The following is a 12,436-nucleotide window of genomic DNA, read 5'->3' on the forward strand; positions in this document are numbered from 1 at the left end:
CTTAAAAACGTGGATATGAATCATCGGCGCGAATATGAGATCGCATTTGTGGGTTTGAAGCCGGGTGTTCATGTATACGAATACAAGGTGGATGATAAGTTCTTTATTCCATTTGGCGAGCAAGATTTCAGTAATTGTGAAGCTACTGTGAAGTTGCTACTAGACAAAAAATCAGGTTTCATGCAATTGAAATTTGATATTGACGGTAGCATACAGGCGGGGTGTGACCGTTGCGGAAATACGCTTCCACTTCAGTTGTGGGACGAGTTCAACATTATTGTTAAAATGGTGGATGAACCCGACACCCTAAATGAGCAGGAAGAAGATCCAGATGTATATTATATCAGTAGAAACGAGAGTCATCTACAGGTAGCTAATTGGATTTATGAATTTGTCAACTTGAGTATACCTTTGCAAAAAACTTGTTCCCCTGAAGAAATAGGTGGACCAAAGTGCAACAAAGAAGTGTTAGAGAAACTGAGGAAGATGGAAGAAGAAGCAACAAAAGATAGTACCCCAACCGTATGGAAGGGATTAGAAAAGTTTAAAGATTTAGAATAAAAATTTTGTTACCATAAATTTTGAGCAATGCCAAATCCAAAACGCAGACATTCACAGCAGAGAAGTGCAAAAAGAAGAACGCACTATGTAGCACAAGAAGTTACATTGAGCAAAGATTCAACTACCGGAGAAATTCATGTACGCCATCGTGCACATGTTAGCGAAGGAAAATTGTTCTATAAAGGAAAGTTAGTTGCTGAAAAAGCACCATTGAAAGCGTAGCCTTTACAGATCAGTTATACCCTTAGCTTACTGCAATGAATATAGGAATAGACATGATGGGAGGTGATTTTGCACCGTTAGAAGCGGTGAAAGGAGTACTCCTGTACCTGTCTAATAATAATGTAGCAGTAAATTTATATTGCATAGGTGATGAAAATTCATTACAACCTTTAATTAAGGAGTATGAAATTTCATCGCCTAATTTGCATATAATACATGCTCCCGAAACGATAGGGTATCATGAACACCCCACTAAAGCATTAAAAGAGAAACAAAAGTCATCAATTGCCATTGGTTTTCACTTATTAGCAACTGGCAAAATTGATGCATTCATTAGTGCAGGAAATACAGGAGCAATGTTAGTTGGCGCAATGTTCAGTATAAAGGCAATTGAAGGAGTAAGTAGACCTACTATAGCTACTGTAATCCCTAAGTTGAATGGATCCACTGGTGTTTTATTAGATGTAGGATTAAATGCCGACTGTAAGCCAGAACTACTCAATCAATTTGCAATACTAGGTAGTTTATATGCAGAACATGTACTTGGAATTGCAACACCCTCTGTAGGATTGGTGAATGTGGGAGAAGAAGAAGGCAAAGGCAATATTTTAGCTCAAGCCACCTACCCTCTTTTGAAGGATAATCATCAAATTAAATTCATAGGCAATATTGAAGGAAGAGATTTCTTTAATGAGAAAGCCGATGTAATGGTTTGTGATGGATTCACAGGGAATATAATACTAAAAATGGCAGAGTCTTTTTATGACTTAGCAAAACAAAGAGGTCTTGGGAATGATGAATATTTAAATCGCTTTCATTATGAGAATTATGGGGGCACTCCTGTTCTTGGAGTAGCTAAGCCTGTTATCATTGGGCATGGCATCAGTTCTGCAAAAGCATTCTCCAATATGATTGCATTATCAGAAAAAATGATTGCTAGCAATATTTGCACTAAGATGGCTGATTCTTTTCAAGCATCTTAAGACTCCAAAATATTAACCATGTACCGCAAAATTTGTATGTTTCTTTTGAAATTGAGCGGCTGGAAATTAGATACTAATTTACCTAAGGATATCCATAAATGCATTGTTATTGCAGCACCTCACACTAGCAATTGGGATTTTTGGTACATGATATTGTCCTTTGGCGTATATGGATTAAAAATTCGCTTTACAGTCAAGAAAGAATGGATGCAATTTCCATTTAGTTTAATCATGAAGCCACTAGGAGGAATTGCTATTGATAGAACACCTAGGAAAGACGGCAACAGACCTAGTTTTGTAGAAGCAATGACACAATTGTTTGATGATAGACAAGAGCTCATTATTGTAATCACACCAGAAGGCACGAGGAGCAAACGTACCGAATGGAAGACCGGATTTTTTCATGTAGCCATCAATGCCAATGTTCCCATATTATTAGGCTATGTAGATTATAGGAAAAAAATTGCAGGTATAGGTAAAACGGTTATTCCTACTACATATCCAGCTACCATGAAGGAAATAATGGAATTTTATTCTACCATTACGCCGAAACATCCACACTTATTTTCTGTTGATACCAACTATTAGGTCAAAACAATACCTTTGTACAAACAAGCGTTCGTTTTTATGTGGAAGAAAAATGTCTTAGAAACAATTGGGAACACTCCTATTATACAGTTAAACAAAGTATCTAAAGGTATTCCAGGAACCATTTTAGCTAAAGTGGATTATTTTAATCCAGGTAATTCTATTAAAGATAGAATGGCTTTGAAAATGGTAGAAGTAGCTGAACAAGAGGGCAAATTGAAACCTGGTGGTACAATTATAGAAGGAACTAGTGGTAATACTGGAATGGGATTGGCATTAGCAGCTTGTGTAAAAGGATACAAATGTATTTTTGTAACTACCGATAAACAATCGAAAGAGAAAGCAGATATTTTAAAAGCGGTTGGTGCAGAAGTAATTGTTTGCCCTACCAATGTATTGCCCGAAGATCCACGCAGTTATTATAGTGTAGCAAAGCGATTGGGAAAAGAAATCCCCAATTCAATGTACATGAATCAGTACGACAATTTGGCCAATCGTCAAGCACATTATGAAAGCACAGGGCCTGAAATTTGGGAGCAGACAGAAGGAAAAATTACTCACTTAGTTTGTACAGCAGGTACAGGTGGAACCATTACTGGAACTGCTATGTATTTAAAAGAAAAAAATCCAAATATTCAAATTTGGGCGATTGATGTTTATGGTTCATTGTTGACCAATTACTATAAGACGGGTGAGATAGATATGAAATTTGTTCACCCCTATATCAGTGAAGGATTTGGGGAAGATTTTCTACCTGAGAACTATGATATGAGTGTGATTGATCATTTTGAACAAGTGACTGATAAAGATGGTGCGGTAATGGCAAGAAGAATTGCCAAAGAGGAAGGCTTATTTTGTGGATATAGCGCTGGTTCCTGCTTACAAGGTTTAATACAACTCAAGGATAAACTACCCAGTGACGCAGTAGTTGTTTGCATTTTTCATGATCATGGTAGTAGGTATGTAGGTAAAATTTACAATGACCAATGGATGATGGAAAGAGGTTTCTTAGACGTTAAAACCTTCAAAGACATTGTAAATGGCAGACATGCTAAAAGATTGGTTTCTATATCTCCAGATAATACGGTAGCTGAAACCGTTGAGTTGATGAAGAAATATGATATTGAACATATACCGGTAATGCAGGATGGGCACCCAATTGGTTCAGTAAGTGAAAATGGATTATTTCAAAAAGTTTTCAGCAATCCAGAAATCAAGAACGCTATGGTAAACAGCGTAATTGAACCAGCTTATCCTGTTGTAGATTTTGACACACCAGTAGAACGATTAGGTAGTTTAATCAATAAAGAAATTGGAGCCGTTTTAGCGAAAGACGAAAAAGGTGACTATCATATTGTTACCAAGTACGATGTAATACAAAGTCTTGCAAAATAGTTTACCATGATATCAATGCGACACGTGGTTTTCATGAATGTTGCAGAAGAACTGAGTTTTTCAAAAGCCAGTCAATTATTGTTTATTTCTCAACCTGCAATTAGCAAGCATATTCAATTGTTAGAGGAGCAATATCAAACTAAATTGTTTGAGAGAAAAGGAATGCAAATTGAATTAACTGCTGCTGGCAGGTTGTTATATGATAGACTGCAAACAGTAAAAGAAATTGAACATAAAACGGAGTTTGATATTTCAGTTCTACATGATGCTATTCAAGCAAAGGGAAATTTAAAGCTAGGTGCAAGCACTACAGTTGCTTTATATATTTTACCGAAAGTGTTATCCGCTTTTCATCAGCAATATCAACAAATTGATATTAGCGTATTGAATAGAAATTCTGCTTCCGTAAAAGAAGCTCTGTTAGCCAAACAAATCAACTTAGGTATTATAGAAGAAAACAGCAAAGTCAATCAAATTCAGTACACTCCATTTATCACCGATAAAGTGGTAGCGGTTTGTAGCAGCAAAAGTAAACTGTTAAAGAAAAAAAATTATTCCATTCAAGAATTGATTCATTTACCAATTGCTTTAAGAGAAGTAGGTAGTGGAACATTGGCAGTATTAAAAAGAGCACTTACTAAACATAAAATCAATTTTGCTCAATTGAATGTAAAAGTAAGATTAGGCGGAACTGAAGCACTTAAAAATTTTTTGTTAGAATCTGACTCATTGGGGTTTCTTCCAAGAATATCAATAGCAAAAGAGTTAAAAGCGGGAGATTTAAAAGAAATTACTATTGAAGGGCTGGCTTTACAAAGACAATTCTTTTTTATCGAAAGAAAAGGAGAAACCAGTGAATTAAATAAAGGTTTTATAAAAATGGCCAAGTCAATCTATAACTTGTAGTTATTGACTATAACTATATAATCATTTGATGTTATTAAGTGCTGGGTAAATTTGCCCTATGAAAAACCAGCTGATTAACGGGTCATTAATTACCCATCTTATTTGCAGCAAATGCAAGGCATTTTTTGATCATCAAGTAATTCAAACTTTTTCTACTTGCTGCAATGTTCCATTATCTGCAGCATATGATTTGAGTAATCAAACAATCAATGGAATCAACACAAATGATTTTTCTATGTGGAGATATCATTTTGCATTGCCAGTTTTAGATTCAAGCAATATCGTATCCTTAAATGAAGGCTTCACTCCTATTAGCCATCTGAATAAATTATCGAATCATTTGAGTTTAAATGCGCTTTATTTAAAAGATGAAGCCGTAAATCCAACTGGTTCATTTAAGGCAAGGGGATTAAGCATGGGCGTTTCTAAAGCGAAAGAATTGGGAATTAAACGAATGGTTATTCCAACAGCAGGTAATGCGGGTGGTGCAATGAGTGCTTACTGTGCCAAAGCAGGTATTGAAGCAACAGTTGTTATGCCTAAGCATACTGCTGATACATTAAAAGAAGAATGCAGATTATATGGAGCCAATCTAATTCAGATGGATGGACTAATTGACACATGCGGAAAAAAAGCAAGAGAAATAGCTGCTTCAACAGGTGCTTTTGATATGTCTACCATGAAAGAACCCTATCGATTAGAAGGAAAGAAAACATTGGGTTATGAAATTGCGGAGCAGTTCAATTGGATACTTCCAGATATTATTATTTATCCTGCTGGCGGCGGAACAGGTTTAATAGGCATCTGGAAAGCATTTAAAGAATTGATTTCAATGGGGGCGATTAAAGGGATATTACCCAAAATGGTATTAGTGCAATCAATAGAGTGCAGCCCAATGGTTCATTTGTTTAATGAAGGACAACTACCCATCAACTATTCTCCAAAACCTTCTGCCGCTTTAGGGTTAGCTGTTCCATACCCTTTTGCAACCGCTATGATGTTAGCCGTATTAAAAGAAAGCAATGGTAATGCATTAACTGTAACCGAAGAAGAAATGGAAATGGGCATTGAAGCAATCGCTAAAATGGAAGGAGTGTTATTAAGTCCTGAAGGTGCGGCCACCTATATTGCTGCTAGAAAATTATTGGATTCAGGGTGGGCCAAATCATCCGATAAAATTTTACTAGTGAACACAGGTTCCTGGTATAAGTATCGTTAAAATAAAAATGAGAAAAGTAAATTGTTTGCCAAAGTTTTTACAAGATTCCTTTCATGGTAATTTAAGATTATAACAAAAGTTGTATACTTATACCCTCAAATTAACAGATTAATTTTACACGCAAATAAAAAATGACTACATGCGCAGTAATCAATTAAGAATTGTTTCTTTGGTACCAAGTATTACTGAGCTTCTGTTTAGTTTAGGCTTAAATGATCAAGTAGTTGGTATTACTAAATTTTGTGTACATCCATCTGAATGGTATAAAACTAAAACAAGGATTGGTGGCACCAAAAATATCCATATAGAACAAATCAAAGCATTAGTCCCTACGCTAGTAATTGCAAATAAAGAAGAAAATGTAAAAGAACAAGTAGAAGCTTTGGAGGCATTCACTAAAGTACATGTAACCGAAGTAGTGAATTTTGCGGATGCCTTAAAGATGATACAAGAAATTGGAGAACTTACACATAAACAAACAATAGCAAAAGAGCTGATCCAAAGTATCCAAAGCAGTTTTAATGATTTAAGCTCCCTTTTGAACGTACAGCAGCTTCAATCAATCTCTTGTACTTACCTTATTTGGCAAGACCCTTATATGACGATTGGTGGCGACACATATATTAATCATATGCTATCATTAGCAGGATTTAAAAATGTTTTTGAAAACCAACTTAGGTACCCAATAATTTCATTATCGCAAATCGGCCAATTAAATGGTGATATTATTTTTTTATCAAGCGAGCCATTTCCTTTTAAACAAAAACATATTGATGAATTGCAAAAACAGTTTCCCAATAAGCTGATTTTATTGGTGGATGGAGAGATGTTTAGTTGGTATGGTAGTCGCCTAGTGCATGCAGCAAAATATTTTTATGCGTTGAATAAAACCGTTACTTCCCATCTTTCTTAAGCCATGGCTTTTTGATACGTTTTTTGTATCTTAGCCATATGAAAAAATACAGCTCAGGCGTTTTATTTGGAGACGAATTAGAAGCATTGTACAAAGATGCCAAAGACAATCAGTTTGCGCTCCCTGCAGTTAATACTATTGGTACCAATACCATTAACGCGACTTTAGAAACCGCCGCTAAAGTGAATTCTCCGGTAATCATTCAGTTCTCGAATGGAGGTGCACAGTTTGTGGCAGGTAAAGGGATGCCCAATGAAGCCCTCCAAGGGAATATTTCTGGTGGAGTTTCTGGTGCATTGCATATTCACAATGTTGCAAAATACTATGGCGTTCCTGTTGTTTTACATACGGACCATGCTGCAAAAAAATGGTTGCCATGGGTAAGTGGTTTGATTGATGCTGGTGAACAGTTTTTCAAAGAAAAAGGTCGTCCTTTATACAGCTCTCATATGCTAGACCTTTCTGAAGAACCACTAGAAGAAAACATAGCTACTTCTGTTGAATTTTATAAGCGTATGGCGCCCTTAGGAATGAGCATTGAAATTGAATTAGGTGTAACTGGTGGTGAAGAAGATGGAGTTGACAATAGTGATGTTGAAAATGATAAATTATATACTCAACCACAGCATGTTGCTTATTCTTATTCAGAGTTGAGTAAAGTAGGTAATATGTTTACTGTTGCTGCCGCTTTTGGAAATGTTCACGGTGTTTATAAGCCAGGGAATGTTGAATTAAGACCAGAAATTTTAAAGAATAGCCAGGATTATATTCAAGCAGAATTGAAGACAGGTCCTAAACCAGTTTATTTTGTATTCCATGGTGGCAGTGGATCTCCTCAACACCAAATTAGAGAAGCAATTGGATACGGTGCCATTAAGATGAATATCGATACCGATTTACAATGGGCCTTCTGGGAAGGGGTAAAAGACTTTTACAAAAAGAACGAAGCTTATTTACAAGGCCAATTGGGCAACCCTGAAGGGGCAGATAAGCCTAATAAGAAGTTTTATGATCCTAGGGTGTGGTTAAGAAAAGCTGAAGAAAGCTTCTCTAAAAGATTAGAAGTTGCTTTTGAAGACCTAAATTGTATTAATAGAAACGCATAATTGGTTTATATTTAACTTATTCAACTCCATATAGTTACAATCACTATTTGGAGTTTTTATTTATAATATACTACAACTAAAGATTTCTGTGGCATGATGATTGCAATTAATTTTAAGCTTTTTTTAATCAAATTGAAATTCCATCATGATAAGTGTAATTATACCCGCTTTAAACGAAGCGTCTACGGTAAAAGAAGTTGTTCTATTGGCACTAAATGCCAACAATGTTACAGAAGTAATTGTGGTGGATGATAAATCAATGGATGATACTGTAATAAATGCAAAAAATGCAGGGGCTAAAATTATAACAAGTACAAAACTCGGTAAAGGCGCTTCTATGTTAGACGGCATTCTAGTAGCGCAAAATGAATGCATTGTTTTTTTAGATGCAGATATTACAACTTATCAATCTAATGTGATTGAATTATTAACTGTACCAATTTTAAATGATACGGCTGATTTTACTAAATCTTTTTTTGAAAGGCAAGCTGGTAGAGTTACTGAACTAGTTGCTAAGCCATTACTAGCTTTACTCAACCCTGACTTTCCTTCTTTTAAACAACCACTTAGTGGAATGATTGCTGGGAAAAAATCATTTTTTGTTCAATGTAAATTTGAAGAAGGATATGGTGTTGATATAGGATTATTGATAGATATGTACCATTTAGGTGCAAGAATTAAAGAGGTGAATATTGGAAAAATTGAAAATCGATTGCAACAACTTGAACAGTTAGGAAAAATGTCTAGAGAAGTTGCAAAGACAATTATCCAAAAATCTGCAGGAGTAATCAATCAAAACTTAGAAATATTTGAAAATATTCAAGTAGTTAGAGAGCAAATGGAATTTGCCATTCGAGATAGTCTACTTACACTTAAAAAAATGGCCATTTTTGATATGGACAATACAATATTAAGGGGAAGCTTTATTCAACAAGCTGCAATTCAATGCGATTTTAAAGAAAACTTGGTTGAAATAGTTACCAATAACAATAATCCTTTCGTTCGTACTAAAATGATAGCTCAACTATTAAAAGGTAAGCGACTAGACGAATTAATTCAGATTGTAGACCAGATAAAAATAACCCCCAACCTATCGCTTATTATTCAACAATTAAAAGAAAATGGTTATATCGTTGGTATTATTAGCGATAGTTATGATTGTATTACCAATCATTTAAAAAATAAATATGAATTCGACTTTTCCATTGCCAACGAGTTGGAATTTTCAAGAAGTATTGCCACAGGAGAAGTTAGAATACCTTCTTTTTTTATTAATCATTCAAAAAGTAATTGCAAACACGAATTATGTAAACTAAATAGCTTAGAAGTCTTGTGTGAAAAGTACCAAATTGATATTAAAAATACCCTTTATGTTGGCGATGGTGAAAATGATATTTGTTGTATTAGGAATGCTGGAATTGGCATATCGTTTTGCAGCACCAACTACTTAGTAGATACAGTGGCTGATTTTTCAATAAAAGAACCAGATTTTGCATATTTGGGGCCAATTATTGCATAATTGATTATCTTTCCGCCCCAATTTGATTGTACGATATGAAAAAAGAGCGTGAAGAAGACATAGAAAAGAATTTAACAGGTAGTGACGAGTCTACACAACTAGTAGAGCCTGCAAAGTCAAGATGGTTTACTCGTAAAAGTAGAAATATCCAGACTTCTACAGCAGATAAAAAGGAGACGCCTGAAGGGCTCTGGAATAAATGCCCGGAGTGCAGTTATATCTGTACAACCAACGAATTAAAAGAGAATCTTTTTGTTTGCTTAAAATGTAACCACCATCACCGTATAGGTAGTGAAGAGTATTTTGATATTATTTTCGACAATAAGGATTATACCATCCTATATGATGAAATTAAAAGCAAAGACTTCTTAGGTTTTACAGATCTTAAGCCATACCAAAAAAGACTAGATGATATACATGCAAAAACAAATTTAAAAGACTCCATGCGTGTGGCGGTTGGAAAAGCCAACGGAGAAGCATTGGTTATTGCATGTATGGATTTTGAGTTTATTGGTGGCTCGCTAGGTAGTGTAATGGGTGAGAAATTTAGTAGAGCTGTGGATTATTGTATTGAGCATAAACTACCCTACTTAGTCATTAGTAAAAGCGGTGGTGCCCGTATGATGGAAAGCGCTTTTAGTTTAATGCAATTGGCTAAAACTAGTGGTAAGCTTTCTCAATTAAGTGATGCAAAACTGCCTTATATCTCCATGCTAACTGACCCAACTTTTGGTGGGATTTCTGCCAGCTTTGGTATGTTAGGTGATTTAAATATAGCTGAACCTGGTGCTTTAATTGGATTTGCAGGGCCAAGGGTAATTAAAGAAACAATTAAGAAAGACCTTCCAGAGGGCTTCCAACGTAGTGAATTTTTATTAGAGCATGGTTTTTTAGATTTTATTGTTGACAGAAAGAACCTGAAAGACAAACTAGCTCAACTGGTGCAATTATTCAGAAGCTAATGATGAACAACAGACAAGCTTATTTCAATTACCACATCGAAGACAAATTTGTGGCGGGTATTGTATTGCTCGGCACTGAAGTAAAGTCTATTAGAGATGGTAAACTAAGCTTTAATGATGCTTTCTGTATGTTTGACAATGGTGAGTTATGGGTTAGGGGATTATATATTGCCGAGTATTCTCACGGAACCGTAAACAACCATATAGCCGTTCATGATCGCAAACTCTTATTGAATAAGAGAGAACTAAAAAAACTACAGCTAAAGTTAAAAGACAAAGGATATACCATTATTCCTTTAAAAGTATTTTTTTCAGACAAAGGCTATGTAAAAGTTGAAATAGGATTAGCTAGGGGTAAAAAATTACACGACAAAAGAGAGACTATCAAGAACAGAGATTTAGATAAAGAAATGAAACGCTTTTTAGGATAATGACAAAATTTTTATCTGCGGACTATTGGAACGAACGTTATATAAACAATGCTTCCCAATGGGATTTAGGTGTGGTTTCTCCTCCCTTGAAAAATTATATTGATCAATTAGAAAATAAGGATATCGCTATTCTGATTCCAGGTGCAGGAAATAGTTATGAAGCTGTTTATTTAATGGAGCAGGGATTTACGAATATAACAGTGATTGATATTGCCCCCATAGTCATTCAACAACTACAACAGCAATACCCTGATCAAAAAAACATTCGTTTTATTGAGACCAACTTTTTTAATTGGAATGGAGAATATGATTTAGTCTTAGAACAAACTTTTTTTTGCGCAATTGATCCAGTCTTAAGGAGCAATTATGTAAAGCATATGGCTAGTTTATTAAAGCCCAATGGAAAATTGGTTGGTCCATTATTTAATAGAACATTCGAGGCAGGTCCACCATTTGGCGGAGACAAAGAAAGCTACCTTAAACTATTTGAATCTCACTTTAATTTTCAAACGTTTACACCCTGTCATAATTCTATTGCACCTAGAGCAAATACCGAATTGTTCTTTATTGCTACACCGCTGGCTCCTGCTGACTTAAACAATGAAAGCTGCCCAATCCCCAAATAATATCAGTGGAATCAATTCCTACCACTTCCCTATCGTTAAAACAAGATTGAATAATACCTAAAGCCTTATCATCTTTATCACAATTAAATGTAGGTACAATGACGTGCTGGTTACTGATATAAAAATTAGCATAAGAAGCGGGCAAACGCTGGTCTTCGTAAATAACCGCATCAGGCATTGGCAACTCAACAATATTTAATTGTTTACCAGAAAGCAAACGCATTCTTTTCAATTCTTGTAAATTGGTTTGAAGTAAATCATAATTTTCATCCGATTTATTTTCTTCAATCACAGTGATTACAGTGTCTTCATTTACGAATCGAACCGTATCATCAATATGTCCATCTGTATCATCTCCTACAATGCCCTCAGAAACCCAAAGAATTTGTTTAACTCCATAATAGTTTTCTAAATAAGACTCAATTTCTTCTAAAGACAAATGAGGATTTCGATTAGGATTTAATAAACAACAAGTAGAAGTTAGTAAAGTACCAGCCCCGTTAAATTCTACTGAGCCTCCTTCCATTACAATACCTGGATGATATACAGGAAGATTAAAGTGCTTCCCAATTTTAGAAGGAATAACATCGTCCAAATCGAATGGAGGATACTTATTACCCCATGCATTGTAGTTCCAATCAACTACAACCTTTTTATGTTCAGCATATTGATTTATTAAAAAAGCTGGACCATGATCTCTACACCATGCATCATTAGTAGGATGATAAAAAAATTCAACAGCAGACAAATTCACTCCAGCATTGATTAAATGCTGCTTTGCAAAGTTTTCCATGGCTTTGTTGGCAACATTAATTCGTACTTTCTCGCTCATAGCTAAGTATTTCACAAACAAACAATAGTTTGGATAAATACTTTCAATTTTACCTGGCCAACTTGCTTCTTTATGAGGCCAACTTAACCAGGTAGCTTCATGTTTGGCAAATTCAGCAGGGAATTCATATCCTAATATGGCGGGGACTTGGTCTAGAGAAATCATCATAAAAT

14 protein-coding genes are annotated in these 12,436 nt (G+C 35.2%); 13 read left to right on the plus strand and 1 reads right to left on the minus strand.

Translation table 11 applies throughout. The features are described from left to right. Positions 1-15 precede the first annotated feature (15 nt). From ACTIEI_RS06930 to ACTIEI_RS06990, 13 genes are all read left to right on the plus strand, one after another. On the plus strand, positions 16-561 hold the full coding sequence (locus ACTIEI_RS06930) for a YceD family protein (protein WP_439505565.1): 546 nt from the start codon (positions 16-18) through the stop codon (positions 559-561). Between the two features lie 27 nt (positions 562-588). Continuing rightward, positions 589-783 carry a 50S ribosomal protein L32 gene (gene rpmF / locus ACTIEI_RS06935; RefSeq protein WP_026751917.1) on the plus strand — a complete coding sequence of 65 codons (195 nt, stop codon included), beginning with the start codon at positions 589-591 and terminating at the stop codon, positions 781-783. Positions 784-818: 35 nt separating this feature from the next. Continuing rightward, on the plus strand, positions 819-1,766 hold the full coding sequence (gene plsX / locus ACTIEI_RS06940) for a phosphate acyltransferase PlsX (protein WP_439505566.1): 948 nt from the start codon (positions 819-821) through the stop codon (positions 1,764-1,766). Between the two features lie 18 nt (positions 1,767-1,784). Next, entirely contained in the window at positions 1,785-2,354 is a 570-nt protein-coding gene (locus ACTIEI_RS06945) for a 1-acyl-sn-glycerol-3-phosphate acyltransferase (RefSeq protein WP_439505567.1), read from the plus strand. 39 nt (positions 2,355-2,393) lie between these two features. Beyond that, a complete protein-coding gene (locus ACTIEI_RS06950) occupies positions 2,394-3,749 on the plus strand; it encodes a pyridoxal-phosphate dependent enzyme (RefSeq protein WP_439505568.1) in 1,356 nt (451 codons plus the stop codon). Between the two features lie 6 nt (positions 3,750-3,755). Next, the gene (locus ACTIEI_RS06955) at positions 3,756-4,655 is read left to right on the plus strand and encodes a LysR substrate-binding domain-containing protein (RefSeq protein WP_439505569.1); all 900 of its coding nucleotides are present in this window, start codon (positions 3,756-3,758) and stop codon (positions 4,653-4,655) included. 58 nt (positions 4,656-4,713) lie between these two features. Next, positions 4,714-5,874, plus strand: coding sequence for a threonine synthase (locus tag ACTIEI_RS06960; protein ID WP_439505570.1), 1,161 nt, complete (start codon positions 4,714-4,716; stop codon positions 5,872-5,874). Between the two features lie 139 nt (positions 5,875-6,013). Further along, positions 6,014-6,787 carry an ABC transporter substrate-binding protein gene (locus tag ACTIEI_RS06965; protein ID WP_439505571.1) on the plus strand — a complete coding sequence of 258 codons (774 nt, stop codon included), beginning with the start codon at positions 6,014-6,016 and terminating at the stop codon, positions 6,785-6,787. Positions 6,788-6,825: 38 nt separating this feature from the next. Next, positions 6,826-7,893 (plus strand): class II fructose-bisphosphate aldolase, encoded by a 1,068-nt coding sequence (gene fbaA / locus ACTIEI_RS06970; protein WP_439505572.1) that lies wholly within the window; start codon positions 6,826-6,828, stop codon positions 7,891-7,893. A gap of 145 nt (positions 7,894-8,038) precedes the next feature. Beyond that, complete coding sequence (locus tag ACTIEI_RS06975; protein WP_439505573.1) at positions 8,039-9,412, plus strand: HAD-IB family phosphatase; 1,374 nt, start codon at positions 8,039-8,041, stop codon at positions 9,410-9,412. A gap of 35 nt (positions 9,413-9,447) precedes the next feature. After that, complete coding sequence (gene accD / locus ACTIEI_RS06980; RefSeq protein ID WP_439505574.1) at positions 9,448-10,374, plus strand: acetyl-CoA carboxylase, carboxyltransferase subunit beta; 927 nt, start codon at positions 9,448-9,450, stop codon at positions 10,372-10,374. After that, positions 10,374-10,805 carry an SsrA-binding protein gene (gene smpB, locus ACTIEI_RS06985; protein WP_439505575.1) on the plus strand — a complete coding sequence of 144 codons (432 nt, stop codon included), beginning with the start codon at positions 10,374-10,376 and terminating at the stop codon, positions 10,803-10,805. The genes accD and smpB overlap by 1 nt, the downstream gene beginning before the upstream one ends. Further along, on the plus strand, positions 10,805-11,431 hold the full coding sequence (locus ACTIEI_RS06990) for a methyltransferase domain-containing protein (protein WP_439505576.1): 627 nt from the start codon (positions 10,805-10,807) through the stop codon (positions 11,429-11,431). Before smpB ends, ACTIEI_RS06990 begins: the two co-directional genes overlap by 1 nt. On the opposite strand, the gene ACTIEI_RS06995 is transcribed toward ACTIEI_RS06990, so the two are convergent. After that, positions 11,376-12,431 (minus strand): agmatine deiminase family protein, encoded by a 1,056-nt coding sequence (locus tag ACTIEI_RS06995; RefSeq protein ID WP_439505577.1) that lies wholly within the window; start codon positions 12,429-12,431, stop codon positions 11,376-11,378. The genes ACTIEI_RS06990 and ACTIEI_RS06995 overlap by 56 nt on opposite strands. Positions 12,432-12,436 lie beyond the last annotated feature (5 nt).

The sequence above is a fragment of the Sediminibacterium sp. genome (assembly GCF_051860225.1).
Lineage (GTDB): Bacteria > Bacteroidota > Bacteroidia > Chitinophagales > Chitinophagaceae > Sediminibacterium.

Excerpts from the sequence above, each read along its gene's own strand:
- plsX (WP_439505566.1), top strand. The coding sequence starts at position 819 with ATGAATATAGGAATAGACATGATGGGAGGTGATTTTGCACCGTTAGAA.
- smpB (WP_439505575.1), top strand. The coding sequence starts at position 10,374 with ATGATGAACAACAGACAAGCTTATTTCAATTACCACATCGAAGACAAA.
- ACTIEI_RS06950 (WP_439505568.1), top strand. The coding sequence starts at position 2,394 with ATGTGGAAGAAAAATGTCTTAGAAACAATTGGGAACACTCCTATTATA.
- rpmF (WP_026751917.1), top strand. The coding sequence starts at position 589 with ATGCCAAATCCAAAACGCAGACATTCACAGCAGAGAAGTGCAAAAAGA.
- ACTIEI_RS06930 (WP_439505565.1), top strand. The coding sequence starts at position 16 with ATGAATCATCGGCGCGAATATGAGATCGCATTTGTGGGTTTGAAGCCG.
- ACTIEI_RS06990 (WP_439505576.1), top strand. The coding sequence starts at position 10,805 with ATGACAAAATTTTTATCTGCGGACTATTGGAACGAACGTTATATAAAC.
- ACTIEI_RS06995 (WP_439505577.1), bottom strand. The coding sequence starts at position 12,431 with ATGATGATTTCTCTAGACCAAGTCCCCGCCATATTAGGATATGAATTC.
- ACTIEI_RS06960 (WP_439505570.1), top strand. The coding sequence starts at position 4,714 with ATGAAAAACCAGCTGATTAACGGGTCATTAATTACCCATCTTATTTGC.
- ACTIEI_RS06975 (WP_439505573.1), top strand. The coding sequence starts at position 8,039 with ATGATAAGTGTAATTATACCCGCTTTAAACGAAGCGTCTACGGTAAAA.
- ACTIEI_RS06965 (WP_439505571.1), top strand. The coding sequence starts at position 6,014 with ATGCGCAGTAATCAATTAAGAATTGTTTCTTTGGTACCAAGTATTACT.
- ACTIEI_RS06945 (WP_439505567.1), top strand. The coding sequence starts at position 1,785 with ATGTACCGCAAAATTTGTATGTTTCTTTTGAAATTGAGCGGCTGGAAA.
- ACTIEI_RS06955 (WP_439505569.1), top strand. The coding sequence starts at position 3,756 with ATGATATCAATGCGACACGTGGTTTTCATGAATGTTGCAGAAGAACTG.
- accD (WP_439505574.1), top strand. The coding sequence starts at position 9,448 with ATGAAAAAAGAGCGTGAAGAAGACATAGAAAAGAATTTAACAGGTAGT.
- fbaA (WP_439505572.1), top strand. The coding sequence starts at position 6,826 with ATGAAAAAATACAGCTCAGGCGTTTTATTTGGAGACGAATTAGAAGCA.